Genomic DNA, 25,334 nt, shown 5'->3' on the forward strand with positions numbered 1-25,334 from the left:
TTTCGCGGAACTGACCCGATACCCCACGGAAATGATGGCGTCGAGGTTGTAGTGCTTGAGCCGGCGTCGTACCTGCCGCGCGCCCTCCTGGCGAACTACCGAGAAATCCTCGGTAGTTGCCGCCTCCTGAAGCTCCCGCTCCTTGTAAATGTTCTTGAGGTGCAGGCTGATGTTGTCACTGGAAGTGCCGAACAGCTCGGCCATCTGCGCCTGCGTCAGCCACACGGTCTCTCCCTCCAGCCGCACCTGGACCGGACCGTTTTCAGCTTCGAAGATGACGAGTTGCCCAGCTTCGTTCATAAGTCACGTTCCTTGAGGAAGGCTTGGGCATCGGAGATACGCAGCGTGCCGGAAATCAGGCCGTGCGGGACGTGCACATCGAGCAGGGCGGGCAGATCGGACGGTGTGACCTTGCGGATCGCGTCCTGCCGCGCCTCCGGCGGCACCCCGGGGTTCAGGCGGGCAACGGCGTCCTCGACCCGCCTGCGCAGCACCACCTCATTGTGGCTCTCGCGCTCCGGCCGGTGGCCGTCGGGGCCGATGTCCTCCTCGCGTTCGATCCTGTATCCGAGCCCGTGCAGCTGGTCCAGCAGCGCGCTTTCGATTTCGGCCTCCGACAAGAATGCCAATGCGCTTCTCCTTGTTCTTGGCGGGAACTCTGACGGGAGTCTCAGAAACACTCAAACTCTACTTGCTATCTCAGTTCCAAAGCAGGACTGAACCAGCTCGCAAAATTTGCTGATGGCTTCCGCATCAATCTGATTGGAAGCATAGCAATACAGTATATGCTGAGGTTTTCTGTCGACACGACCGGGATGCGGGACACCTAATAGGTTTTCAAGATTATTTGGTATCGTTACAACCTTGCGTGTAAATTGTGCGTTTCTCGAATCAAGAATGAGCTGATTGAGTCCCTCGTGCTTGTCACTGTTGTTGTCGTCGTCAATCAGGACAGCATGGGAGACGCCAAGGCCGCTTAGTAGATTCATGAAGCGGTGGATGTTATATTTTCCTAGACAGTCCAGCACATAGACCCCTTGCGGCAAGGATAGCTTTCCATCGTCCAGCAGACGATTGATCAGCGCTGTTTCGCTTGGCCCTTCCACCAACAGGACATGCTGGGCAAATAGCAATCCCGCCCGATCCGGATTTAGCCATAAGAAGTACTTTATGGATTCCATTTCTGGCCGCCGATCATCGGCATGCATATCTTTTGCTAATTTGGGATACTTCTTGGCAACCTCTTGAATGCTTTGATTGGCATCCACGATGAGGTTCCACCGCGCGTCATCTATTTGATAGATAGACACGATCCCGTTACTCCGTCGAGCTCGGATGATCGCGGGGATCCGCGAGACATTCCTACTCACAAAGTGGGCGGAGTGTGTGGTGCATACAATTTGCCAATCCTCCGCATCGCTTACTTTGACAAGGTTTCGCGCCAGATCGACCTGTTGAGGCGGATGCAGGAATGCTTCGGGCTCTTCGAAGAGCACCAGGTTCAGAGAGGGCGAGAAGTCCTTCGCCTTCTTTGACACTTTCTGGGGTACGTACTTCGCACCAAGCTGAATAAGCGAATAAATGAAGTGGCGCTGAAAACCGGAACCAAAGTATTCAACTCCTTGCGGCTTTTCATGGCAATCGTCGCGGATACTCCATCCAAGCATGGACTTGATGATCTCCGCGGTAGATGGAGCCGTGAACTCTAGACTGAATCTTGCTTGCCATGACGCAAGCGACGCATTTAGGTCGTCCTCAAAACTCGACAGTGACCGCTTGTCCTCGGTCTCTATCGCCCGAACGCTATCCGCAAAGGCCTTAACACTATTAGCCAGAGCTGTGTAGGCATCACTCTTCTCCACAACATCCGACATGATGTTGGTAATCAGGTCGCGTAGGGCCGATGGGCCACTCAGCTTGGTATGTTCGTCAACCTTGCTGATTGCCGGAATGTAGATCAGATCACCGAACTTGCCGCTTTGAACATTCTTTGCGCCGTAGAACGGAGTATTTGACAGGACACCATCGGACTTATAACCCAGTATCCAGCCAGCAGCATTTTTTCCGTCATCGAGCTTTTCGTTCGTCTGAAAGTACTTCCTAACCTTCAGAGATTTGCTGTCTGTCTTGTATTCATCCTTCAGGGATTCATGCTCCTCATCTGTCAGAGCAAAGGTTAGTTCAACCCAAGACTCTTGATCAGTAGCGCCTTTGAGGGGAAAGTCGGCCTCCTTCTTGAACTTGAATCCGTCCTTTTCGTAAAAGGCACGGATGCAGTCAATGATCGTGCTTTTACCCGAGTTGTTCGCGCCAACAATGAGCGAGTAAGGATGAAACGCCATGGATGCGTCCAAGATTCCACGAAAATTGTGGATCGAAATATGTGTCAGCTTCATGCCATGGCCTCCATGAACTTATCGACATCCGGAACGCGCATCTCGCCGGAGATCAGTTTGGGCAGAAGGGTGTCGCGGAGTTGGGAGAGGAAATGAGATTCTCGTTGCTTCGAACGGATTTGCGCAAAGCTCTTATTCGCAAATACGTCGAATGCCTCTCCTATAGTTTCGACCGGAGCCAAAATGGGAATTGATCTAATGCTATCCGAGTTAACCGCAGTGGCTATAGAAGATGTGCTTCCAAGCGAGCCATAATCGAATTGTTTCAAGTAGCAGTACAGGTAAGGTGCCGATACTTTATTTCCTTCTTTTGGAATGAAATGAGCAATCGCCTCGTTGGACAGCATTTCGCTATCGGTGATTGCGACTCGACCGACAGTAAGCTTAAAACTCAGCACAACCGTGTTGGCAGGAATGCGCCGAACTCGAAAACGCTCAACTGCTTCGGCGGTCAGGTATTCACTCACCTCTGATATGTAAACCCCTGAATTCCCCAGGTCTTTAATGGACATCCAAGGAATATCCTTTGGATTTTTGGAAAACCAATGGGATTCTTTACGGGGAGGGGTTTTTCCGATGCCCACATCATAAATTTCTCCGGCACGTGCAATCGTCCACCCCTCCGGAATCTCCCCCAGCTCCGATTCGACGAGGCGGTCGGGGAAGAGGTCGTAGAGGTGGGCGGGCAGGCCGGGCAGGGTCTCGCCGCGCCGCCAGCGGCCCTCCATCTTGGCGCGCACGGGCTCGAAGTCCACGAACCATGCCTTGAACAGGGCGCGGGCCATGGCCTCCAGCGTTTCATTCTGGCGGCGCAGGTTCTCGATCTTGTCGTCCAGCGTGCCAAGGATGTGGGCGATGGCGCGTTGTTCGGGGAGTGGTGGCAAGGGGATTTCGAGCGATCGCAGATAAGTTACCGGCTGCGCAATCGAAGGCACGCCGACCTGCGATGTGTTGGCGAGTAGCTTATGCCGGCCTTCGGGCGAGCGGAAGTAGGCGACGAGAAATTCGGGCAATACCTTGGTGAAATCAGGGCGCAAGTAAAACTGTCGCTGGGAAATGACGTAGCGCTTGTAAACGGACGTGGGTGGTATGTAGGCAACCTGACCAATATTTCCTGCGTGGGTAAAAATCACATCGCCACACTGCACATTCGCATTCCGTAACTTTTCCGCATGCTCCTGAGTGATGAAGTTGAAACTTGACTTGTCGTCAACGCGCGAACCGTGCAGATGCTGGCCGCTGATGACCGGAACGCCTTCCGGAACAAAGGTTTCGACCTTAATGGAAGAACCGAACGGCCCCATGGCCACCCGCTCGGCCACTTCTTCTATGCGAGCAATTTGCCACTCACCCGCCATACCCAATCTCCGTCCAGTCACCGCATCTGCCACACCCCGCCCGAACGTTTCGCCGCGCAAATCACATCTTCGTCCGCCACTCACGCCTGCGCTCCTTCATTCAGAATGTCCAGATACCGCTGATAGGCAAACACCCGTTCGCGGCTTTTGTGGGTGAGTTCGTGCAGGATTCCGAGGTGCACGAGTGCCTCCACGTGCCGGGCGGCGGTGGCGAAGCTGACGCCGGTTTGCTGGGCGAGCATGCCGATGGTGGCCACGGGGCGGCGGCGCAGGGCGTCGAACAGGTGTAGCGCATTGGCGGCGCTGCGGCCGAGGGTGCTCACGCGCACGGCGTCTTGCTGAAACAGCGCGAGCAGGCGGTGCGCGGTGTCCATGGCGCCAGTGGCGGTTTGCTCGACGCCTTCGAGGAAGAAATCCAGCCAGGATTCCCAGTCGCCGGTGTGGCGCACGGCGTCGAGCTGGCGGTAGTACTCGGCGCGGTGCTGTTTGAAATACAGCGAGAGGTACAAGAGCGGCTGGCGCAGCACGCCGTCGTGATGCAGGATCAGGGCGATGAGGAGCCTTCCCACGCGCCCGTTGCCATCCAGAAACGGGTGGATGGTTTCGAACTGCACGTGCGCGAGCGCCGCCTTGACGAGCGCCCCCGGGGCGTCAGGCGCGTGCAGGTAGCGCTCCAGCGCGCCCATGCAGGGTTCGACTTCCTGCGGCGGCGGGGGCACGAACTGGGCGTTGCCCGGCCGGGTGCCGCCGAGCCAGTTCTGGCTGGTGCGAAATTCGCCGGGTTGCTTGGTCGCGCCGCGCCCGCTCGCCAGCAGCCGGGCGTGGATTTCGCGCAGCAGCCGGTTGCACAGCGGAAAGCCTTCACGCAGGCGCGCCGGGCCGTGTTCCAGCGCGGCGACGTAGTTGGAGACTTCGGTGACATCGTCGAAGGGCACGCCGGGCGCCTGGTCGAGCTCGAACATCAAAAGATCGGACAGCGAGGACTGCGTGCCTTCGATCTGGCTGGAAAGCACCGCCTCGCGCCGCACGTAGGCGTAGAGGAAAAGATCGGGCTCGGGTAGCAGTGCGGTGATGGCATCCAGCCGTCCGCAGGCGAGCAGCGCGCGTTCGAGCAGGCGCTGGCGCGCGCCGGTCAGCTCGATGGCGGGTGTCGGCGGCAGGGGCGCCGGCACAAAGGCGCGTACCGTCTCGCCCGCCACGGCGGTGGCGGTGTATGTTCCCGTGGTTCCGCGTTGCACCGCTGGCCTCCCTGAGATCGGCTGTTTTCACGAGTGAAAATGAGGCACTAGGCTATTTTTACATGAATCGACCCGTGAAAATAGCACATTTTCAAAACTCTGTAGCGGACAATATGTGCTACGAAACCGGACCGTTCTATTTGTTGACAACAGCCCTGTGAGCAATACGAGTACCGCGAAAGCGAATGCACGCGTGCATTTTTATGGGAATCGCGCATAAATATGAGCGGCTCTTCAAAACTTATGAGCGCGCTCATATCTTTTGTCCCCGCTCATACCAGGCGCCCTTGCGCGCACCATGGCGCACCAGGCGGCCCTCGTCCACGAGCCGGGACAGCAGCCGTGTGGCCTGGTAGGGGCCGATGCGGCATAGCTCCGCGACTTCCCGGCGTGTGATCCGCCCGTGTTTTTCCACGTATTGCAACACCATTTGCTCCTGCTGCAACGGCTCGAATCCGCGCTGCCGGACGTAGCCCGCTTTGTCGCCCAACAGCCTATAGACGGCGGCGGCCAGATGCCAGGTGCGGCCTTTCTTCTGTCCGCGCTCTTCGACGAGGCCCGCTTCCACCAGAGTGTGCAAGGTGGAGCGGGTTTGCGCTTCGGATTTCTGCAGGAGGTGTGCGGCATCACCGGTCGTGAGGCTGCGCTCCTGCCACAAGGCGTTGAGGATCAGCAGCTCGTCCAAACCCAAGACACGTCCACCTTGACCTTCCGTGACGAGCAGACGCACGAAATCGAGATTGGCCTCGCCGCCGGGGATGACGAGGGTGACCCCCGTTGCATCGCTGCGTGCGTAAGACGGCGCCGGGCGACCGTTGCGCAACTGCTCGTAGAAGATGGTATCGATGCCGCGCGCGGTGCGTTCGACGATGCCGGCGCGCTTGAATGCATCGGCGAGCAGAGGGTTCCTTGGGCGAGGGGCGGTGACGAGCAGGTTGTCGAGGCGCACGCCTTCGGGAAAGCCGCCGGGATTGCTGATTTCGATCCGGTCCCGGTGCCATTGGAAATGCACCGCCCCCAGACGCAGATAGTCGCGGTGGATGAGGGCGTTGGCTACCGCCTCGCGCAGGGCACGCTCGGGGTAATCCGGCACGCCTACGCGCAGCAGGCCGACCATCAGCTCCTGCTCGCGGTTGCGGGCGCGGATGCGAGCCTCGATTTCCTCCATGATCCTCAGCAGCGGCCAGCGGAAGAAGTCGTTGACCTCCACGTCGAGTCCGCGCAGCACCTGAAAAGCCGCTTCGTGGGCGGGCACAAAACGGCGCAGGGCGTCTTCCTTGCCAAAGAGCAGCAGAGCGGCCAGGCGCACGCCGCGCACGCTGCCGTTGGCTTCGACCACGCCGAGTGCCTTGGCAAGGTCCAGATCCGGAAGGTCGAGCAGGCTTTCGTCACTGCGGCCGCGCCGCTCACGTACGCTGCGGCGGAAGCGCTCGAACTCCAACGGGTCGAGGTCCTGCCAACGGGCTTCAGCGATGATCTGCGCCGAGGGATCCAGCAACCCTCGACCGGCTTGCAGGGACTGCACGTCATGGGCATCCATCGGCATGCAGGCGGGTTTCCCGTCACCGCCTGTTGTTCGGCGTAAAAAGACGCCGTCCGCGCTGGCTATGGGGTGCTGCTGCGGTGGAATTTCAATCACGAGTACAAAGCGGCCATCGAGTTCGACCGACTCAACCCGCACCGCTACCGAAGGGCGGGTCTGGTTGGCGATCAGGGCAGCGAGCTTGTTGCGGTCGGTGGTGTCGCCGTGTCGCGGGCGTGCACCGGTGATACGTCCATCGTCTTCGACGCCGATCAACAGGTATCCCGGTTCATGTCCGCTGCGATTGGCCAGGCACACGACGGCTTTCACGAGGTCGCGATCGTTGAGCGGTGTCCGTTCCTCGCCCTTGAACTCGACCGCGAGGGTTTCGCCTGCGGCGATCATCTGCAAGAGCTCATCGGCTGTCATATCGCGCTCCACTTGGGGGGCACACAAAGGCAGCTATGTTCAACGCAGCGTTCAAAACCCCAGCTCCCGCAGATTGCGCTCGATCGCCGCGTCGAGCCGTGCCGCTTCTTCGCGCTGGGCGCGCCATTGCGCCGACAGCCGTGCCATCTTCTCGGCGAAAGGTTCGCCGTCGTCCTCCTGTGCCGCCGCGCCGACGTAGCGGCCGGGGGTGAGGACGTGGCCGTGCTGGCGGATGTCGTCCAGCGTGGCGGATTTGCAAAAGCCGGGCTCGTCGGCGTACTCGCCGGCATCCGGTTCGCCGCGCCACGCGTGGTAGGTGCGGGCGATTTTCTGGATTTCCTCGTCGGTGAGCTCGCGCCGGGTGCGGTCGACCAGCACGCCCATGCTGCGCGCGTCGATGAAGAGCACTTGTCCGCGCCGGTCGCGCAATCCTTTGCCGGGGTTCTTGTTGCGGGCGAGGAACCACAGGCAGGCGGGAATCTGGGTGGAGTAGAAGAGCTGGCCGGGAAGCGCCACCATGCAGTCCACCACGTCGGCTTCGATCATGGCGCGGCGGATCTCGCCTTCGCCGGACTGGTTGGAACTCATGGAGCCGTTGGCGAGCACCACGCCCGCCACGCCGTTGGGGGCGAGGTGCCAGTGAATGTGCTGCAACCAGGCGAAGTTGGCGTTGCCCACGGGCGGGGCGCCGAACGTCCAGCGCACGTCCTCGCGCAGGCGCTCGCCGCCCCAGTCGGAGACGTTGAAAGGCGGGTTGGCGAGGATGTAGTCGAAGCGCAGATCGGGGAATTCGTCCTTGTGGAAACTTCCCTCGTTGTTCCAGCGGATGTCGGCGTCGATGCCGCGTACGGCGAGGTTCATCTTGGCAAGGCGCCAGGTGGTGTAGTTGCTCTCCTGGCCGTAGATGGCGATGTCGCCGATGCGCCCGCCGTGCTCGGCCACGAACTTTTCCGATTGCACGAACATGCCGCCGCTGCCGCAGCAGGGGTCATAGACGCGGCCGTGGAAGGGTTCGAGCATTTCCACCAGCACGCGGACCACCGAGCGGGGCGTGTAGAACTCGCCGCCGCGCTTGCCTTCGGCGCCGGCGAACTGGCCGAGGAAGTATTCGTACACGCGGCCGAGCACGTCCTTGGCCCGGTTGGCTTCTTCGCCCAGGCCGATGTTGGAGAGAAGGTCGATGAGCTCGCCGAGCATCACTTTGTTGAGCGCCGGACGGGCGTAGTCCTTGGGCAGCACGCCTTTGAGGGACTCGTTGTCCTTCTCGATGGCGCGCATGGCTTCGTCGATGAGGCTGCCGATTTCCGGGCGCTTGGCGTTGGCCTGCAGATGCGACCAACGCGCTGGCGGGGGCACCCAGAAGATGTTGTCGGCCAGATACTCGTCGCGGTCTTCGGCGGCCAGCGGGTCGTCGGCGAGGAGCGCCCGATGTTTGGCTTCGAACGCGTCCGAGATGTACTTGAGGAAAATGAGCCCCAGCACGACGTGCTTGTAGTCGCTGGGTTCCATGTTGCCGCGCAGCTTGTCGGCGGCCTTGAAGAGTTCAGCCTCGAATCCGAGGTTCGCGCCGTTGGTGGGAAGACTACGTTTTTTGGCCATGGACTTGCTCTGTGCGTTTTGCCGCGAGGCGGCGATCAAGGATGCACGTCGGGAATGAAGCGCAAGACTTCACCGTTGATGCAGTAGCGCAGGCCGGTGGGCGCAGGGCCGTCGTCGAAGACATGTCCTAGGTGGATGCCCGTGCTGGCGCTGCGCACTTCGGTACGGATCATGCCGTGCGAGCGGTCTTCGTGTAGCGTCACCGCGCCGGGGAGGGCTTCATGGAAGCTCGGCCAGCCGCAGGGGCTGTCGAACTTCGCCTCCGAGCGGAAAAGCGGTGCGTTGCTCAGGCGATCGACATAGACGCCAGGGCGCCGCTCGTCGAGGTGGGGGCCGGTGAAGGGGCGTTCCGTGCCTTGCTCGCAGGCGATCCAGCGCGCGAGCGGCGGCAGGTGGCGCTCGGCGAGCGTGCGCCAAAAGGAATGCGGCATGCGCACGCCCGTGCCTCCCAGGCCGCAGTACCCGTTCGGGTGCTTCAGCAGGTAGTGCTGATGGTATTCCTCGGCCGGCGTGTAGGAAACGAGCGGGGCGATTTCGGTGACGATCGGCCCGTAGCCGGCGGCCGAGAGCGCCCGTTGATAGGCGTCGCGCGTGGCGAGCGCCGCTTCTCTTTGTTCCGGCGTGGTGGTGTAGATCGCGCTGCGGTAGTTGCTGCCGAAGTCGTTTCCTTGTCGGTCGAGCTGGGTGGGATCGTGGTTTTCCCAAAACCAGGCGAGCACGGCTTCCGGGAGCAGCAGTTCGGGGTCATAGACGACCTTGACGACTTCGGCATGATTGCGTCCGCTCACCGATCCCCGGAGCAGGCGCTGCTCGAAGTCGAGCACCGCGTCGTAGGTGGGGTCGGGAAAGCTGCCTCCTGCGTAGCCCACTTCGGTTTCGAGCACTCCGGGCAGCGCGGCCATGCGCTTTTGCGCGCCCCAGAAACATCCCATGCCGAGGACGAGGGTTTCTCGCCGATCACTCATACAGCCTCCTTGGTCCGCACTTGCAGCCGCAGCTGCAGCCGGTAGCAGAGCCACATGAACCCCACCCAGATGGGCAGGGCGATGACGGAAGCGCGCGTGCCGGGGTTGTCGAGCATCAGAAAGAGCAGGAAGGCGACGAAGGCGAGGCAGAGGTAGTTGGCGAGCGGGCTCCAGAAGGCCTTGAAAGCAGGGGTGACGTGGCGCTGCTGCAGGACGCGGCGGAATTTGAGGTGGGTGAGGCTGATCATGGTCCAGTTGATCACCAGGGCGGCCACGACGAGCGACATCAGCAGTTCCAGGGCGCTTTGCGGCAGGAGGTAATTGACCGCCACGCAGAAGAAGGTGATGAGCGCGGAGACGCCCACCGCCAGGACCGGTACGCCGCGGCGGTTGATTCTCATGAGGGCGCGGGGGGCGTCGCCTTGTTCGGCCAGGCCGTAGAGCATGCGGCTGTTGCAATAGACGCCGCTGTTGTAGACCGACAGGGCTGCCGTGAGCACGACGAGGTTGAGCAGGTGCGCCGCCGTGTCGCTGCCGATGAGCGAGAAGATGCGCACGAAGGGGCTGGCGCTGTAGGGATCGCCGGCGGCGCTGAGCGAGGCCACCAGCTGGTCCCAGGGATAGAGGGAGAGCAGCACGGCGATCGCGCCGATGTAGAAGATGAGGATGCGGTAGACCACCTGATTGATGGCCTTGGGGATGACGCGGCGCGGGTCGGAGGCTTCGGCAGCGGTGATGCCGACGAGTTCGAGGCCGCCAAAGGAGAACATGATGATCGGCAGGGTAACCACCAGGCTGCCGAAGCCGTGGGGGAAGAATCCGCCGTGGCGCCAGAGGTTGGTGACGCTCGCCTGCTCGCCGCCCCGGCCGCTCATGAGCAGGTAGAGGCCGAGCACGATCATGCCGACGATGGCGGCCACCTTGATGATGGAGAACCAGAATTCGGCTTCGCCAAAAGCGCGCACGTTGGCGAGGTTGATCAGGTTGATGAGGAGGAAGAACGCCAGAACGGTGATCCAGGTGGGGATCTCCGGCCACCAGAACTGGACGTATTTGCCGATCGCCGTCAGCTCGGCCATGCCGACGAGCACGTAGAGCACCCAGTAGTTCCAGCCGGAGAGAAAGCCGGCGAAGCGGCCCCAGTAGGTGTGGGCGAAGTGGCTAAAGGAGCCGGCCACGGGTTCTTCGACGATCATCTCGCCGAGCTGGCGCATGATGAGGAAGGCGATGAGGCCACCGATGGCATAGCCGAGCAGCATCGACGGTCCGGCCGTGGCGAGCACACCGGCCGAGCCGAGGAAGAGCCCGGTGCCGATGGCGCCGCCCAGGGCGATGAGCTGGATGTGACGGTTTTTCAGGCCGCGGCGCAGCGGGGCCTCGTGGAGGGTGGAAGCGGTCATGGGCGACTTTCAGGATCGTGGCAATGGGCGCAATCTTACACGCGTCTTGGGACGGCGCGCCGATCGGTCGAGTTCCTGGAGTCTAGGGGGGATCAGCGGTTTGCGTCGGCGATCGCCGCGCGGGCGCATTCGCGGATCCGCTCGATCATCGCCCGTAGTCCGTTGCCACGCGTGGGGGATAGGTGAGCGAGCAAGCCCAGACGCTCGAAAAGCGCGAGGGTGTCGAGTTCCAAGGCTTCCCGCGGCGTTTTGCCCTCGTAGGTGGCGAGTACGATGGCGGCGAGCCCCCGTACGATGAGCGCATCGCTGTCGATCGCCAGGCGCAAGCGGCCGTTGTCGAGGCGGCAGACGAGCCAGACGCGGCTTTGGCAGCCGCGCACGAGGTTGGCGTCGGTACGCTCGGCTTCCGGGAAAGGGGGCAGCGAGCGCCCCAGCTCGATGAGGTAGTCGTAGCGACCGTCCCAGTCGTCGAAGAGGGCGAAATTCTCCTCGATCTCAGCGAGCGTCGTCATAGCAGCCCCAGTTCGAGCCGTGCGGTTTCGGAGAGGCGGTCGGATGTCCAGGGAGGGTCGAAGACGACGTTGACCGTGACCTGCGCCACGCCTGGCAGCTGTTCGATGCGTTGCTTGACTTCCTCGCTGAGCACGGGGCCGAGCGAGCAGCCGGGGGCGGTGAGGGTCATGTCGATGTCGACATGGGCGCCGTCCTCTTTCTCTTCGACGTCGAGGCGGTAGATGAGGCCCAGGTCGACGATGTTGACCGGAATTTCAGGATCGTAGATCTGGCGCAGCACTTCGAGGATGCGCTCGCGCAGGTCGCCTTCGGTGGGCATCGGCGAGGGGGCGTAAGGGTCGAGCCCGAAGGCGTCGGCATCTTCGCCGGCCACGCGCACGAGGCGTCCGTCGTGGAGCACGGTGAGGCTGGTGCCCAACGTCTGCGTCAGGCGCACTTCGCTGCCTTGGGGGATCGTGACGGGTTCCCCCGAGGGGACGACGATACCGTAGACGTCGCGCCGGGTGGTGACCGTTTGGGCGTTCATGGGGCTGGGGCTCCCAGACGTTCGAGGGCGCGGGAGAGCGCCGACAGGGTTTGGTCGATGTCTGCTTCGTTGTTGTAGAAGGCGATCGAGGCGCGCACGGTGCCGGGCAGTCCGTAGCGGGCGATCAGCGGCATGGTGCAATGGTGCCCGACGCGCACCGCGATGCCTTGCGTGTCGAGCAGGGTCCCGAGGTCGGCCGGGTGGGTGCCGGCGACGTGGAAGGAGGCGATGGGGGCCTTCTCTTCCGGCGGAAGGTCGGCGAGGAGCCGCAGCCCGTCGATCGCTACCAGGCCGTCCCTCAGCCTGCGGTAGAGGTGGGCTTCCCAGGCGGCCAGTTGCGCCCGATCGAATTGGCGTAGGTAGTCGATCGCGGCACCCAAAGCGATGGCTTCGGCGATGGGCGGGGTGCCGGCCTCGAACTTGTAGGGAAGTTCGTTGGGTTCGAAGCCGTGCTCATCGACCCAGGCGATCATCTCCCCGCCGCCTTGCCAGGGAGGCATGGCTTCGAGTACTTCCTGCCGCCCCCAGAGCACACCGATGCCGGTAGGGCCGAGCATCTTGTGACCGGAGAAGGCGTAGAAGTCGCAGCCCAGCGCCTGCACGTCGACGGGAAAATGCCCCACCGCCTGAGCGCCGTCGATGAGCACGGTCGCCCCCACGGCCTTGGCTTCGGCGATGAGCTCGGCCACGGGATTGATGGTGCCCAGGGTATTCGAGACGTGGGCGAGCGCCACCAGTCGGGGTCGCCGCTCGAGCAACTGGCGGTAGCGTTCCCGGTCGAGCGTTCCGTCGTCCCGTACCGGCACGAGGGCGAGTTCGGCGCCGGTGCGCCGGGCGAGCATCTGCCAGGGGACGAGGTTGGCGTGGTGCTCCATCTGGGTGGCGACGAGGAGATCTCCCGCCTTGACGAAGGCATTGCCCCAGGCTTGGGCCACGAGGTTGATCGCTTCCGTGGTGCCGCGCGTCCAGAGGACTTCTTTTTCGCTCGCGGCGTGGATCCAGCGGGCGACGGTGGTGCGGGCGGTCTCGAAACAGTCGGTGGCTTCCGTGCTCAAGGCGTGCGCGCCGCGGTGCACGTTGGCGTTGCGGTTCTCGTAGAAATCGGTGAGCGCCTCGATTACCTGCCGTGGCTTCTGGGCGGTGGCGGCGTTGTCGAGGTAGATGAGGGGCTTGCCGTAGACCCGTCGGTGCAGGATGGGAAAGTCTTCGCGCCAGCGCTCGACGGTGGCCGCCTCAGGCAGCGGCGTCGTCAGGGAGGGGGAGACGGGAGTGGACATGGCGGAGGACCTCTGCAAGGGTGAAACGCTGCAGGACCGGAGCGAGGAAGGCGTCGATGAGCAGTTGCCGCGCTTCGACTTCGGGAATGCCCCGGCTGCACAGGTAGAAGAGCGCTTCGTCGTCGAGCCGGCCGAGGGTGGCGCCGTGGCCGCAGGCGACGTCGTCGGCGTAGATCTCGAGCTCGGGCTTGACGTCGGCAGCGGCGCCGTCGGCCAGGAGCAGGTGATCGAGCCGCATGGCGGCGTCGGTACGCTGGCCGGCGGGCTCGATGAGGATGCGGCCGATCACGGCCGAGTGCGCTTCGGCCGGCACCAGGCCGCGCCAGCGCACGTCGGTGGCGGCACCGGGGGCGGCGTGGCGGATGCGCAGGGCGACGTCGGTGGAACCGTCGGGCTCGCCATGGGTGATGCCGGAGAGGCGCAGCGCGGCGGATTCGCCCAGTGCGACGTCCCATTCGAGTCGCTGATAGCCGCGGGTGGCGGCGAAGGACTGCACGTCGAGGCGGGCACGCGCGCCGAGCCGGGCGCGGACGCGGTGCAGCAAGGCTTCTTGCGCCTTGGCAGTGAAGACGCCGTGGGTGAGTTCGGCGCCTTCACCGAGCCAGAGATTCACGGCGCCGTTTTGCGTGGAAGGGCCGAAGGAGGCGAACGTCTCCACGATCGCGCCGCGCGCGCCTGCAGCGACTTCGACGAGCAGGAGGGGCTGGACCCATCCGGCGCCGTGGCGGTAGTGGATCTGCAGGGGAGCGTCGGCCGTTTCTTCGAGTTCGAGGAGCAGCACCGCATCGGCTTCGACCAGGTTGCGCACCGAGAAGTAATCCTCGCCCGGCTCCAGCCGCTCGCGCCAGCGTGCGCGGGTGGCTTCGTCCAGCTCGGACCAGGGGCGCAGGCGCCAGGCGCGGGTGTGCGCGGCCACGGGCCGACCCTGGTCGAAGTATATCCATTCGCCGGCGAGCGGCTCGGGCGAGGGGAAGGGGAAGTCGAGGCCGCGGCCGGCGCGCTCGGGGGCGAAACAGGCGGAAAGCCGCGAGTAGCGCCAGAATTCGTCCTTGCGCGAGGGGGGTGTGAGCGAGGCGAGCCGCTCGGCGAGCTGCTCGTGCCAGGCGCGCGTTGCTGCGTCTTCCGCCCAGCCGCAGCGGTGGCAGACGGCGAGTGCGGTATTCATGCGACCGACCCCTCGAGCACGGCGGCATAGCCGCCCGCTTCGATCTGGTGGGCGAGCTCGGCTGCGCCCGAACGGGCGATGCGTCCGCCGTGCAGCACGTGCACCCGGTCGGGGCGGACGTATTCGAGGATGCGGGGATAGTGGGTGATGATGAGGAAGGCGCGATCGGGGCGGCGCAGGCGATTGACGCCGGCGGCCACGAGCTTGAGCGCGTCCACGTCCAGGCCCGAATCGGGTTCGTCGAGAATGACGAAGCGCGGTTCGAGCAGCAGCATCTGCAGGATTTCGTTGCGTTTTTTCTCGCCGCCGGAGAAGCCTTCATTGACGCCGCGCTTGAGGAAGTCGGCCGGCAGCCCCAGCACTTGCGCCGCTTCGCGCGCGGCGCGCAGCAGGGCGGCGCTGTCGAGTGGCGCTTCGCCCCGGGCCTTGCGCAGGCAGTCGAGCGCGGTGCGCAGGAATTGCAGGTTGCTCACGCCGGGGATTTCCACCGGATGCTGGAAGGAGAGAAAAAGCCCCGCCTGGGCACGCGCTTCCGGCTCCATCGTGAGCAGGTCTTGGTCATCGAGGAGCGCTTTGCCTTCCAGGACTTCGTAGCCTTCGCGGCCGGCCAGGACGTTGGCGAGCGTGCTCTTGCCCGCGCCGTTGGGGCCCATGAGGGCATGGACTTCGCCTGCGGCGATGTCCAGATCGAGCCCGTCGAGGATGCGCCGACCTTCGACGGCGACGGTGAGGTTGCGTATCGTGAGCATCATCCGACCGATCCTTCTAGACTGACTTCGAGGAGTTTGCCGGCCTCGACGGCGAATTCGAGCGGCAGTTTCTGGAACACGTCCTTGCAGAACCCCCCCACGATGAGGGCGACGGCGCGCTCGGGGTCGATGCCGCGCTGGCGGCAATAAAAGAGCTGTTCTTCGCTCACGCGCGAGGTGCTGGCTTCGTGTTCCACGATGGCGCGCGGATTGCGGCTCTCGATGTAGGGGAAGGTGTGCGCGCCGCAGTGCGGGCCGATGAGCAGCGAATCGCACTGGGTGTAGTTGCGCGCCCCGCTCGCGCCGGGGTTGATGCGCACCAGCCCCCGGTAGGCGTTCTGGCTGTGGCCGGCGGCGATGCCCTTGGAGACGATGGTGCTGCGGGTGTTGCGCCCCAGGTGGATCATCTTGGTGCCGGTGTCGGCCTGCTGCCGGCCGCGCGTGAGCGCCACCGAGTAGAATTCGCCCACGCTGTCGTCACCCTTGAGGATCACGCTGGGATATTTCCAGGTGATGGCCGAGCCGGTCTCGACCTGGGTCCAGGAGATCTTGGCGCCGCGCCCGGCGCACAGCCCTCGCTTGGTGACGAAGTTGTAGACGCCGCCGCGCCCTTCTTCGTCGCCGGGGTACCAGTTCTGCACCGTGCTGTAGCGAATCTCGGCCCCTTCGAGGGCGATGAGTTCGACCACCGCGGCGTGCAGCTGGTGCTCGTCGCGCATGGGGGCGGTGCAGCCCTCGAGGTAGGAGACGTAGCTGCCTTCGTCGGCGATGATGAGCGTGCGCTCGAACTGCCCGGTGCGGGCGGTGTTGATGCGGAAGTAGGTGGAGAGCTCGAGCGGACAGCGCACGCCCTTGGGGATATAGACGAAGGAGCCGTCGCTGAAGACGGCGGAATTGAGCGCGGCGAAGAAGTTGTCTCCCGGCGGCACGACGCTGCCGAGATACTTCTGCACGAGTTCGGGATATTTTTGCACCGCCTCCGAGATGGGGCAGAAGATGACCCCGGCTTCGGAGAGCTTGTCCTTGAAGGTGGTGAGCACCGAGACCGAATCGAAGACAGCGTCGACCGCCACTCCGGCGAGCGCGGCGCGCTCGTGCACCGGCACGCCGAGCTTTTCATAGGTCTCGAGGAGCTTGGGATCGATCTCGGTCTCGCTGCGGCGCTTGGGCGCGGCGTAGTAGATGAGCCCTTGATAGTCGATGGGCTCGTAGCGCACGTGGGCCCAGTGCGGCTCCTTCATCGTCTGCCAGCGACGGAATGCGTCGAGCCGCCATTGGCGCAGGAATTCGGGCTCGTTCTTCTTGGCCGAAATGTATTCGATCACCTGTTCATCGAGGCCGGGCGGCAGCGTCTCGGTCTCGATGTCGGTGACGAAGCCGGCCTCGTAGGCTTGGCTGAGGGCGGCGTCGAGTTCGGTGGTGGACATGCGGTTCACTCCCCCGGAAGTCCGTGGATTTGTTGACCATTATACTAGGTTTTTGCAGGGAGAGCGCCTATGCGCTCCCTAGCCTGGCTCTATTGGGGGAGGGGAGGAGAGGTTTCGTTGAGGACGATGTTGACTTCGAGGATCTCGAGGTTGTCTTGCCGCTCGAGCTGGACCTTGATGTCTTCGGGGGCGATCTTCACGTACTTCGAGATGACGTCGAGCAGTTCTTTTTGCAAAGCGGGAAGGAAGTCGGGCGAGGACTTGCCGTCGACGTGCTCGCGCGCGATGATGAGCTGCAGGCGTTCCTTGGCGATCGCCGCGGTCTTTTTCTTTTCCCCGAAGAGGCGCGTGAGCAGCGACATCAGGTGCTCCCGAAGAGGCGTTTGATGAGGCTGGGTTTCTCGTAGGAGACGAAACGCAGCGGTTTGTCCTCGCCGAGAAAACGGGCGACGACGTCGGCGTAGGCTTCGGCCACGTCCGTGCCTTTGAGGTGGATGGCCGGAACCCCCTGGTTGGAGGCGTGCAGCACGGCGTCGGATTCGGGGATGACGCCGATGAGGGGCACGCGCAGGAGTTCTTGGATGTCCTTGTAGGAGAGCATCTCGCCTTCTTCGACGCGCTTGGCGCTGTAGCGCGTGACCAGCAGATGCTCCTTGACCGGTTCGCGCCCTTCGATCGCGCGACGGGACTTGGATTGCAGGATGCCGAGGATGCGGTCGGAGTCGCGCACCGAGGAGACTTCGGGGTTGGTGACGACGATGGCTTCGTCGGCAAAGAGCAGCGCCATGAGGGCGCCGCGCTCGATCCCGGCGGGCGAATCGCACACGACGTAGTCGAAGCCCATCGCTTCGAGCTCGCGCATCACCTTTTCCACGCCTTCTTCGGTGAGGGCTTCCTTGTCCTTGGTCTGGGAGGCGGGCAGGATGTGCAGGGTGTCGACGTGCTTGTCTTTGATGAGCGCCTGGGTGAGCTTGGCCTCGCCCTGGAGGACGTTGACGAAATCGTAGACGACGCGGCGTTCGCAGCCCATGATGAGGTCGAGGTTGCGCAGGCCGACGTCGAAGTCGACGACGGCGGTCTTGAAGCCGCGAAGCGCCAGGCCCGAGGCGAAAGCGGCGCTGGTGGTGGTCTTGCCCACCCCTCCTTTGCCGGAAGTGACGACGACGATGCGCACGTGGTAAGCCTCTCAAATGGTTTCGATGGGTTCGATGAGCAGGTGGCTTTGCCCTTGAATGACTTGCAATTTTACCTGCACGGGGCGGTTTGCGATAGAGGCGGGAAGACCGTTTTCGAACGTCTGGTACACCCCGGCGATGGAAACGAGCTCGGGGCCGAAGTGGGTGGCGACGATGCGGGCTTCCAGGTTGCCGCCGGCTCCGGCGAGCACCCGTCCGCGCAGGGGGCCCCAGCAGTGGATGCTGCCGGCGGCGATGATCTCGGCGCCGGGGTTGGAACCGGCCATGAGCACCACGTCGCCTTCCGGAGCGTAGATCTGCTGGCCGGCGCGCACCGGGCGATCGATGAATTTGGTGGAGGCGGCGCGCGCCGTACCGGTCTGCGGGGAGGCGGGAGCTTGCGCCGAGGTTGGGGCGGCAGGCGGGGGCTCGGTTGGCCGGGCGGCCTCGAGCCGCAGCGCGGCCTCGTCGAGGTTGGCCAAATGCAGGCGCTTCAAGGCGGCATCGAACGATTCGGGCACCCCGCGCACGCCGATGGGTTGCAGCCCGAGGCGGCGGAAGAAGGCCACGAGGCCGCTCCAGTCGACCTGTTCGGGCCAGTCGCGCACTTCCGAGAAGTCGAGCACGGCGGGTTCGCCGCCGAAGTAGCTTTCCGTGCCAGCGAAACGTTTGTGCAGCACGTCGGCGAGCCGTGCGGGACTCACGAGCGGCGAGCGCACGACGATGCCCTCGAAGCGCCCGCTCTCGAATCGTACTTCTTCACTCATGATCGAAATGGCCTTTGCGGTCAGTGGCGGGTGGCGGGTGCGGTGCCGTCGTCCTCGGTGAAGATGCGGGGAAGATCGTCGCGGCTGAACCGGTATTCGAGGCCGCCGAGCTCGTCGCGCACGACGATCTCTCCGTCGCGCGCGAGTTGCGCTTCGATCTCGTCCCGGCCGAGGAGCCGCAGCATCTGGATGACGGCGGCTTCGTTGGGCTTGACCTCGTGGGTGATGCCGAGCGCCGTGAAGAGGCGCACCGTCTCTTCGGGGAAGAGGCGGGAGAGGAGCTCGGGGGCGTCGAACGCGAGCAGTTCGGGCTCGGTGACGGTGTCGGCGAGGCGGGTGAGGCGGTTCCAGCCGTCGGGGTCTTTCTCGTCGGCGGAGGGGAGCTTTTGCAGCAGGAGCCCCGCGGCGGCGTGCGCGTCGGCGGCAAGCCACAGGCGCGCCGGTTGCTGCTCGGACTGGGCGAGGAAGGCTTCGAGCGTATCGCTCAGGGTTTGGCCACTCCAGGGAACGATGCTCACGTAGGGTTCCTTGGAGACGGGGAGGTCGAGCACCATCTGCAGCTGGGCTTCGCCCAGGAGCTCGCGCGCGCTGGCATCGGGCCGGGGTGCCCGCTCGCCCTCGTAGCGGGCGAAGGCGCGCAGGTTGCGCTCGGGGCTGAGGTCGACCACGAGCAGGCTCACGGGCCCTTCTCCCTGAGCCTGGAAGGTGACGCGGGTGGGATCCTTGAGCCGGGCGGCGATCATGGCGGCGAAAGCGGCGAGTTCGCCGAGCAGGCGCTGCACCGCGGGGGGATCGTTGCGGCGCGCGGCGATGCCTTGCCAGGATTGGACCAGGCGCACGTGGGCGCCGCGGATGTCGGCGTTGTCGATGAGGAAGGGCTGGACGGCGTCGTGCATGGGGGGACCTCAGCGCTCCAGGGCGCGGGCGAGCGCCTGGGCGAGTGCGCTCTCGGGGGCAGGGGATTCGCGCCGGCCGGGCTTGGCGGGTTTGGCCGCCTTGGCGGGGCGGCGTGCTTCCTTGGCGGCGGGTTCGGCGCGCGGCTGGGCCGTCGGGGCCGCTTCGGTACGTTCCTTTTTCAGCGACAGGGCGATGCGGCGCCGTTCGAGGTCGACTTCGAGCACGCGCACGCGCACGATCTGGCCCGGTTTGACGACTTCATGCGGATCGCGCACGAATCGGTCGGAGAGTTCGGAGACGTGGGCGAGGCCGTCCTGGTGGACGCCGATGTCGATGAAGGCGCCGAAATTGGTGACGTTGGTGACCACGCCTTCGAGCCATTGGCCGGGGCGGAGGTCTTCGAGCGATTCGATCCCTTCGGCGAAGCGTGCGGTGCGAAATTCCGGCCGCGGGTCGCGCCCCGGCTTGACGAGCTCGGCGAGGATGTCGCGCACGGTGGGCAGCCCAAAGCGCTCGTCGGTGAATTCGGCCGGGTCGAGCGTTTCGATGAGGGCGCGCTGGCCGAGGACTTCGCGTACGTCCTTGCCGATGCGCTGGAGGATCCTGCGCACCACGGGGTAGGCTTCCGGGTGTACGGCCGAGGCGTCCAGCGGGTCGTCCCCTTCGGGGATGCGCAGGAACCCGGCGGCCTGCTCGAAGGTGCGCGGGCCGATGCGCGGGACTTCGCGCAGTTGCTCGCGCCGGCGAAAGCCGCCGTGGCGCTGGCGCCAGGCGACGATCTCTTCGGCGATGCTGCGGTTGAGCCCCGAGACGCGGGCGAGCAGCGCGGGGCTGGCGGTGTTGAGGTCGACGCCGACGGCGTTGACGCAATCCTCGACCACGGCGTCCAGCGTGCGCGACAGTTGCGTCGCGTCGAGGTCGTGCTGGTACTGGCCGATGCCGATCGACTTGGGATCGATCTTGACGAGTTCGGCGAGCGGATCCTGCAGGCGGCGGGCGATGGAGACGGCGCCGCGCAGGGAGACGTCGAGCTCGGGGAGTTCCTGCGCGGCGAGCTCGGAGGCGGAGTAGACCGAGGCGCCGGCTTCCGAGACGACCACTTTCTGCGCCCGCAGTTCGGGGTGGCGCGCGAGGCACTCGGCGACGAGGCGCTCGGTCTCGCGGCTGGCGGTGCCGTTGCCGATGGCGATGAGTTCGACGCCGTGCTGGGCGATGAGGGCGGCGAGCGCGGCGATGGTCGGCTCGTAGTGGCGTCGCGGCTCGAAGGGGTAGAGGGTGTCGGTGGCGATCACGCGGCCGGTGGCGTCGACCACGGCGACCTTGATGCCGGTGCGGATGCCCGGGTCGATGCCCATGGTCACGCGGGCGCCGGCCGGTGCGGCGAGCAGCAGCTCCTTGAGGTTGCGCCCGAAGACGCGGATTGCTTCCTCGCCGGCGCGCTCGCGCATGCGGTTGAGGGCATCGAGCTCGAGGTGGACCGAGAGCTTGGTCGCCCAGGCCCAGCGGGCGGTGTCGAGCCGCCAGCGGTCGGCGGGGCGCCCCTGGTCGGCCAGGCCGTAGCGGCGCGCCAGGACGGTGAGCGCCGGGTGGGGGCTGCCTTCTTCGTGCGGAACATCGACGCTGAGCCGCAGCACGCCTTCGTTGCGCCCGCGCAGCAGGGCGAGTGCCCGGTGCGAGGGGATGGCGGCGATCGGTTCGTGGTGGTCGAACCAGTCGCGGAACTTGGCGCCTTCCGATTCCTTGCCTTCGACGACGCGACTATGAACATGGGCCTCACGCTCGAAGAGGGCGCGCAGCTCGGCGAGCAGATCGGCGTCTTCGGCGTAGCGCTCGGCAAGGATCTGGCGCGCGCCTTCGAGCACGGCCTTGACGTCGGCAAAACCCGCCTCCGGGTTGAGGTAGGTGGCGGCGAGCGATTCCGGTTCGGCGAGCGGGTCGTTGGCGAGCGCGTCGGCGAGCGGCTCGAGCCCCGCCTCGCGGGCGATCATGGCTTTGGTGCGCCGCTTGGGGCGATAAGGGAGGTAGAGGTCTTCGAGCGCCTGTTTGGTGTCGGCGGCGCGCAGTTTTTCTTCGAGCTCGGCGCTGAGTTTGCCCTGTTCGGCGATGGAGGAAAGGATCGCTTCGCGGCGCGCTTCGAGCTCGCGCAGGTAGCCCAGGCGCTCTTCGAGCCGGCGCAATTGGGTGTCGTCGAGCCCGCCGGTGAGCTCTTTGCGGTAGCGGGCGATGAAGGGGACGGTGGCTCCGGCATCGAGCAGCGCCACGGCGGCCATCACCTGGCGCGGCGCGACGCCCAGTTCCTGGGCGATTCGGGTTTCGATCGTCGACATCGGCTATCGTCTTGGCGGGAAAAGGCGGATTGTGGCTGTCGGCGCGGCGGCGGTCAACGTTCGGGCAGCATGAGCGCCTGGCGTCCGGCCCATTCTTCGTCGGCTCGAAGCGACACGGGAACGCTCGCCTGCGCCGCTTCGATGCACACGAAATGGCGCCAGGCACCGGCAGGGAGGTCGGCTGGGCCGTGTTCGCCCGGGTTCCAGAGCACGGTCTCGCCGAAACCCGCCTGCGCGATCTCGGTGCGCAGGGTGGGCGTGGCAAGCGTGAGCACGCGCTCGCCGCCGCGATAGAGCCGATCGAGCGGCGGTTCCAGCCGTGTGACGTTTTCCGGCTCGGCGTGCCACCGGCTGGGATCGGCCGGATCAGTGTATTCGCTGCCCCCCAGCCCTTGCAGGGCGCTGCGCTCGATCTCGGGCACGGCAAGGTAGGTGTGCAGCGCCGCGGTGAATGCGAAAGGCGCAGTGCCGGTGTTGCGCACGGCGAGTTCCACGTCCAAGCGCCGCTCGGAGAGGAGCACGGTGACTTCGGCGAGGAAGTCGTGGGGGAAGGCGGTGCGCGCACCGGGTTCGAGTAGGGAAGGATCGAGCTGCAGGGTCACGAGCACGTAGTCTTCGCCCTGGCGCGTCTCGTCGATGCGCCAGGTGTGCGTGCGGGCGAAACCGTGGCGCGCTCCGGGGCCGAGGGTACCGAACTGGGGAAAGACGATGGGGATGCCGCCGCGAATGGGCTGTGCGCCGCCGAGGGCGGCGGATTCGCTGAGATAGAGGCGTTCCTGGCCGTCTTCGGGGATCCAGGAAAGCACCTGGGCACCAAACGGGGTGAGGGTGGCGCGGGCTTCGCCCAAATGGAGGGTGAGGGCCGGTAGTTCGCCGAGGCGGTGGGTATCGATGCGGGTGGCGGACATGTTCAGGAACCTTGCAGCGGCAGGATGCCTTTCTTGATGGTACGGTCTTCGGGATCGTCGGTGAGGGTAAAGCCGAGGCTTTGCACGAAGCGCAGCATGCGCTCGTTGTTGGCGAGGAAAATCCCGGTCATGTATTTCAGGCCGCGGGCGCGCGCCGTCTCGATGAGCACCTGCATGAGGCGGCGCGCCAGGCCCCGGCCTTGCCATTCGTCGTCGACGACGATGGCGAACTCGCAGGATTCGCCGTCCGGGTTGACGGCGTAGCGGGCTACGCCCAGCTCGATCTCCTTGCCGTCCTTGTCGGTGGTGACGGCGATGAAGGCCATCTCTCGATCATAGTCGATCTGTGTGAGCCGCGCGAGCATGGGCGGAGGCAGCTCGTTGAGGGTGGTCATGAAGCGGAAGTACTTGGTCTCGGGCGAGAGGCGGCGCACGAACTCGGCCTCGAGCTCGGCGTCTTCGGGGCGGATGGGGCGGATGGTGATCTCGGTGCCGTCGCCCAGGGTCCAGGTCTGGATGAGGTGGGAAGGGTAAGGGTGGATCGCCATGTGGTCGTAGCGATCCGCCGACGGGTTGACCGGCTGGATGGTGATCTTGGCATCCAGCGCGATGGCATCCTGGCTATCGACCACCAGCGGATTGATGCTGAGATAGTCGATCCAGGGAAGTTCGCACACCATCTCGGAGACGCGCAGCAGCACCTGTTCGAGCTTGTCGAAGGCGATGGCCGGCATGTTCCGGTATTCTTGCAGCATGGGGTAGACGCGGCTGTTGCGCACGAGATCCTGGGCGAGGAAGCCGTTCAAGGGCGGCAAGGCCACGCTCATGTCCTCTTCCATGCCCACGCGCTTGCCCCCTTCTCCGAAGAGGATCACCGGGCCGAAGACGGGGTCGCGGCGCACGCGGATGGCCAGTTCCCGTCCGTGGCGCTTGATGACCATGGGTTCGATGGCCACGCCGTTGATCACTGCATCGGGCACGTTCTTCTTGACTTCGGCGATGATCTCCTGATAGGCGGTGCGCACCGCGGCCAGGGAGCCGAGGTTCAGGCGCACGCCGCCCGAGTCGGCCTTGTCGATCACCGAGGGGGAATCGATCTTCATCGCCACGGGCAAGCCCAGCTCCTCGGCGAGCACCATGGCTTCGGTGACGCTGCGCGCGACCACCGTCTGGGCGATGGGGATGTGGAAGGCGGCGAGAATGGCCTTGGATTCCATTTCGTTGAGGCGATTGCGCCGCTCGGAGAGCGCCGTCTCGATGACGAGCTGGGCGTTTTCCACCCGCGGCGGTTCGTGGTGCGACAGCGGCGCCGGCGTCTGGGCGAGGAGCTTCTGGTTGCGGTAGTAGGAAGAGACGTGCGAGAAGAGCTCGACCGCGGGCTCGGGCGCCTCGAACGTGGGGATGCCGGCGGCGATGAATTTCTGCCGCGCCTCTTCGACGAGCTCCTGCCCCAGCCAGCAGGTGACGACGGGCTTTTCGGCGTGTTTTTCTTTCTCGATGATGGCTTCGGCCACGGCGGTGGGGTCGGTCATGGCCTGCGGCGTGAGGATGACGAGCACCCCGTCGACTTCGGGCGATTCGAGCACGATCTGGAAGGTCTTGCGGTAGCGCTCGGCGTCGGCATCGCCCAGGATGTCGAGGGGGTTGCCGTGCGACCAGGATTCGGGCAGGAAGGCGCTGAGCCGCCCGAGGGTGTCGTCGCTGAGTTCGGCCAGAGGGATTTTGAGGTCGGCCGCACGGTCGGCCGCCATCGCCCCTAGTCCGCCGCCGTTGGTGATGATGGCCAGCCGATTGCCGCGTGGGCGTAGGCGGGCGAAGAGGGCCGTGGCGGCGGCGTAGAGCTGGCTGATGTTGTAGATGCGGATGACGCCCGAGCGGCGCAGCGCGGCGTCGAACACGGCGTCGTTACCCGGCTGGTTGCCGCTGTGCACGAGGATGGCGCGCATCACTTCCGGTCGACGCCCGGCCTTGAGCACCAGGACGGGTTTGACCCGGGCGGCGGCGCGCAGCGCGCTCATGAAGCGGCGCGCGTTGCGGATGCCCTCGATGTAGAGGATGATGGATTCGGTGCGGTGGTCGGTGGCAAGGAAGTCGAGCACGTCGCCGAAGTCGATGTCGGCCGACACGCCCAGCGAGACGACGGCGGAAAAACCCACGCCGTTGGGCTTGGCCCAGTCGAGCACGGCGGCGCACAGCGCGCCCGATTGCGACACGAGCCCGATGGAGCCCTTGATGGCGGAGGCGTGGGCGAAGGTGGCGTTGAGCCCGATGCTGGGGCGCACGAGCCCGAGGCAGTTGGGCCCGAGCACGCGCATCTTGTAGCGCCGGGCGATCTCGATGATCTGGCGCTCGAGATAGCTGCCGCGTGGGCCGGATTCGGAGAAACCGGAGCTGAGCACGACGATGGCCTTGACTCCGGCGCGGCCGCAGGCCTCGACGATGCCGGGGGCCCGTTCGGGCCGGGTGCAGATGACCGCCAGGTCGAGCCGGTGCGGCACGTCTTCGACCGACTTGTAGCAGGGCAGGTCGAAGAGCGTTTCGTGGTTGGGGTTGATCAGGAAGAGCCGCCCATGGAAGCCGGCCTCCAGCATGTTGCGGGTGACGGTCTGCCCGAGCGAACCCGGGCGGTCGGAGGCGCCGATGATGCCGACGGAACGCGGTTCGAGCAGCGGCTGGAGATAATGGGTCTCTTTCAT

At 64.8% G+C, this 25,334-nt stretch carries 21 protein-coding genes and 1 pseudogene (1 of these 22 cut by a window edge); all 22 read right to left on the reverse strand.

What is annotated here, in order from left to right:
* Positions 1–300, reverse strand: the start of a protein-coding gene (locus EPD82_RS03390) for a virulence RhuM family protein/type II toxin-antitoxin system death-on-curing family toxin (RefSeq protein ID WP_028874379.1). The gene continues 702 nt to the left of window position 1, outside the view; only the first 300 of its 1,002 coding nucleotides appear in the window; it begins with the start codon at positions 298–300; its stop codon lies beyond the left edge, outside the window.
* Positions 301–377: 77 nt separating this feature from the next.
* Positions 378–629, reverse strand: a pseudogene (locus tag EPD82_RS03395) (type I restriction endonuclease); the annotation flags it as partial.
* 51 nt (positions 630–680) lie between these two features.
* Positions 681–2,396 (reverse strand): ATP-dependent nuclease, encoded by a 1,716-nt coding sequence (locus EPD82_RS03400; protein WP_141055323.1) that lies wholly within the window; start codon positions 2,394–2,396, stop codon positions 681–683.
* A complete protein-coding gene (locus EPD82_RS03405) occupies positions 2,393–3,754 on the reverse strand; it encodes a restriction endonuclease subunit S (protein ID WP_141055325.1) in 1,362 nt (453 codons plus the stop codon). The genes EPD82_RS03400 and EPD82_RS03405 overlap by 4 nt, the downstream gene beginning before the upstream one ends.
* Positions 3,755–3,834: 80 nt before the next feature.
* Positions 3,835–4,992 (reverse strand): Fic family protein, encoded by a 1,158-nt coding sequence (locus EPD82_RS03410; protein WP_141055328.1) that lies wholly within the window; start codon positions 4,990–4,992, stop codon positions 3,835–3,837.
* Between the two features lie 253 nt (positions 4,993–5,245).
* Positions 5,246–6,943: an RNA-binding domain-containing protein gene (locus EPD82_RS03415; protein ID WP_141055331.1), complete on the reverse strand. Its 1,698-nt coding sequence runs from the start codon at positions 6,941–6,943 to the stop codon at positions 5,246–5,248.
* A 51-nt stretch (positions 6,944–6,994) separates the two neighbouring features.
* A complete protein-coding gene (locus EPD82_RS03420) occupies positions 6,995–8,542 on the reverse strand; it encodes a class I SAM-dependent DNA methyltransferase (protein WP_141055334.1) in 1,548 nt (515 codons plus the stop codon).
* Between the two features lie 35 nt (positions 8,543–8,577).
* Complete coding sequence (gene msrA, locus EPD82_RS03425) at positions 8,578–9,507, reverse strand: peptide-methionine (S)-S-oxide reductase MsrA (protein WP_141055337.1); 930 nt, start codon at positions 9,505–9,507, stop codon at positions 8,578–8,580.
* Positions 9,504–10,907, reverse strand: coding sequence for an amino acid permease (locus EPD82_RS03430; protein WP_141055340.1), 1,404 nt, complete (start codon positions 10,905–10,907; stop codon positions 9,504–9,506). Before EPD82_RS03430 ends, msrA begins: the two co-directional genes overlap by 4 nt.
* Before the next feature lie 92 nt (positions 10,908–10,999).
* Positions 11,000–11,419: a SufE family protein gene (locus tag EPD82_RS03435; protein ID WP_141055343.1), complete on the reverse strand. Its 420-nt coding sequence runs from the start codon at positions 11,417–11,419 to the stop codon at positions 11,000–11,002.
* Positions 11,416–11,946, reverse strand: a complete 531-nt coding sequence (gene sufT, locus EPD82_RS03440; protein WP_141055346.1) for a putative Fe-S cluster assembly protein SufT — start codon at positions 11,944–11,946, stop codon at positions 11,416–11,418. Before sufT ends, EPD82_RS03435 begins: the two co-directional genes overlap by 4 nt.
* Positions 11,943–13,223 (reverse strand): aminotransferase class V-fold PLP-dependent enzyme, encoded by a 1,281-nt coding sequence (locus tag EPD82_RS03445; protein ID WP_141055349.1) that lies wholly within the window; start codon positions 13,221–13,223, stop codon positions 11,943–11,945. The genes sufT and EPD82_RS03445 overlap by 4 nt, the downstream gene beginning before the upstream one ends.
* Positions 13,180–14,388, reverse strand: a complete 1,209-nt coding sequence (locus EPD82_RS03450) for a SufD family Fe-S cluster assembly protein (protein ID WP_141055352.1) — start codon at positions 14,386–14,388, stop codon at positions 13,180–13,182. The genes EPD82_RS03445 and EPD82_RS03450 overlap by 44 nt, the downstream gene beginning before the upstream one ends.
* The gene (gene sufC / locus EPD82_RS03455) at positions 14,385–15,137 is read right to left on the reverse strand and encodes a Fe-S cluster assembly ATPase SufC (protein WP_055422983.1); all 753 of its coding nucleotides are present in this window, start codon (positions 15,135–15,137) and stop codon (positions 14,385–14,387) included. The genes EPD82_RS03450 and sufC overlap by 4 nt, the downstream gene beginning before the upstream one ends.
* Positions 15,137–16,564, reverse strand: coding sequence for a Fe-S cluster assembly protein SufB (gene sufB, locus EPD82_RS03460; protein WP_141055355.1), 1,428 nt, complete (start codon positions 16,562–16,564; stop codon positions 15,137–15,139). Before sufB ends, sufC begins: the two co-directional genes overlap by 1 nt.
* A gap of 89 nt (positions 16,565–16,653) precedes the next feature.
* Complete coding sequence (minE, locus tag EPD82_RS03465; RefSeq protein ID WP_055422928.1) at positions 16,654–16,926, reverse strand: cell division topological specificity factor MinE; 273 nt, start codon at positions 16,924–16,926, stop codon at positions 16,654–16,656.
* The gene (gene minD, locus EPD82_RS03470; protein ID WP_055422927.1) at positions 16,926–17,738 is read right to left on the reverse strand and encodes a septum site-determining protein MinD; all 813 of its coding nucleotides are present in this window, start codon (positions 17,736–17,738) and stop codon (positions 16,926–16,928) included. The genes minE and minD overlap by 1 nt, the downstream gene beginning before the upstream one ends.
* A gap of 12 nt (positions 17,739–17,750) precedes the next feature.
* Positions 17,751–18,506: a septum site-determining protein MinC gene (gene minC, locus EPD82_RS03475; RefSeq protein ID WP_055422926.1), complete on the reverse strand. Its 756-nt coding sequence runs from the start codon at positions 18,504–18,506 to the stop codon at positions 17,751–17,753.
* Positions 18,507–18,526: 20 nt separating this feature from the next.
* Complete coding sequence (hslO, locus tag EPD82_RS03480; protein ID WP_141055359.1) at positions 18,527–19,402, reverse strand: Hsp33 family molecular chaperone HslO; 876 nt, start codon at positions 19,400–19,402, stop codon at positions 18,527–18,529.
* Between the two features lie 9 nt (positions 19,403–19,411).
* On the reverse strand, positions 19,412–21,730 hold the full coding sequence (locus EPD82_RS03485) for a Tex family protein (protein ID WP_141055362.1): 2,319 nt from the start codon (positions 21,728–21,730) through the stop codon (positions 19,412–19,414).
* A 53-nt stretch (positions 21,731–21,783) separates the two neighbouring features.
* Positions 21,784–22,638, reverse strand: coding sequence for a D-hexose-6-phosphate mutarotase (locus tag EPD82_RS03490; RefSeq protein WP_055422923.1), 855 nt, complete (start codon positions 22,636–22,638; stop codon positions 21,784–21,786).
* A gap of 2 nt (positions 22,639–22,640) precedes the next feature.
* Entirely contained in the window at positions 22,641–25,334 is a 2,694-nt protein-coding gene (locus tag EPD82_RS03495; RefSeq protein ID WP_141055365.1) for a bifunctional acetate--CoA ligase family protein/GNAT family N-acetyltransferase, read from the reverse strand.

Origin of the sequence: Tepidiphilus succinatimandens (assembly GCF_006503695.1) — a bacterium.
In the GTDB taxonomy this organism is placed as follows: domain Bacteria; phylum Pseudomonadota; class Gammaproteobacteria; order Burkholderiales; family Rhodocyclaceae; genus Tepidiphilus; species Tepidiphilus succinatimandens.

Coding starts and splice junctions, on each gene's coding strand:
- EPD82_RS03400 (WP_141055323.1), bottom strand. CDS start 2,396: ATGAAGCTGACACATATTTCGATCCACAATTTTCGTGGAATCTTGGAC.
- EPD82_RS03405 (WP_141055325.1), bottom strand. CDS start 3,754: ATGGCGGGTGAGTGGCAAATTGCTCGCATAGAAGAAGTGGCCGAGCGG.
- EPD82_RS03415 (WP_141055331.1), bottom strand. CDS start 6,943: ATGACAGCCGATGAGCTCTTGCAGATGATCGCCGCAGGCGAAACCCTC.
- EPD82_RS03420 (WP_141055334.1), bottom strand. CDS start 8,542: ATGGCCAAAAAACGTAGTCTTCCCACCAACGGCGCGAACCTCGGATTC.
- msrA (WP_141055337.1), bottom strand. CDS start 9,507: ATGAGTGATCGGCGAGAAACCCTCGTCCTCGGCATGGGATGTTTCTGG.
- EPD82_RS03430 (WP_141055340.1), bottom strand. CDS start 10,907: ATGACCGCTTCCACCCTCCACGAGGCCCCGCTGCGCCGCGGCCTGAAA.
- EPD82_RS03435 (WP_141055343.1), bottom strand. CDS start 11,419: ATGACGACGCTCGCTGAGATCGAGGAGAATTTCGCCCTCTTCGACGAC.
- sufT (WP_141055346.1), bottom strand. CDS start 11,946: ATGAACGCCCAAACGGTCACCACCCGGCGCGACGTCTACGGTATCGTC.
- EPD82_RS03445 (WP_141055349.1), bottom strand. CDS start 13,223: ATGTCCACTCCCGTCTCCCCCTCCCTGACGACGCCGCTGCCTGAGGCG.
- EPD82_RS03450 (WP_141055352.1), bottom strand. CDS start 14,388: ATGAATACCGCACTCGCCGTCTGCCACCGCTGCGGCTGGGCGGAAGAC.
- sufC (WP_055422983.1), bottom strand. CDS start 15,137: ATGCTCACGATACGCAACCTCACCGTCGCCGTCGAAGGTCGGCGCATC.
- sufB (WP_141055355.1), bottom strand. CDS start 16,564: ATGTCCACCACCGAACTCGACGCCGCCCTCAGCCAAGCCTACGAGGCC.
- minE (WP_055422928.1), bottom strand. CDS start 16,926: ATGTCGCTGCTCACGCGCCTCTTCGGGGAAAAGAAAAAGACCGCGGCG.
- minC (WP_055422926.1), bottom strand. CDS start 18,506: ATGAGTGAAGAAGTACGATTCGAGAGCGGGCGCTTCGAGGGCATCGTC.
- hslO (WP_141055359.1), bottom strand. CDS start 19,402: ATGCACGACGCCGTCCAGCCCTTCCTCATCGACAACGCCGACATCCGC.
- EPD82_RS03485 (WP_141055362.1), bottom strand. CDS start 21,730: ATGTCGACGATCGAAACCCGAATCGCCCAGGAACTGGGCGTCGCGCCG.
- EPD82_RS03490 (WP_055422923.1), bottom strand. CDS start 22,638: ATGTCCGCCACCCGCATCGATACCCACCGCCTCGGCGAACTACCGGCC.
- EPD82_RS03495 (WP_141055365.1), bottom strand. CDS start 25,334: ATGAAAGAGACCCATTATCTCCAGCCGCTGCTCGAACCGCGTTCCGTC.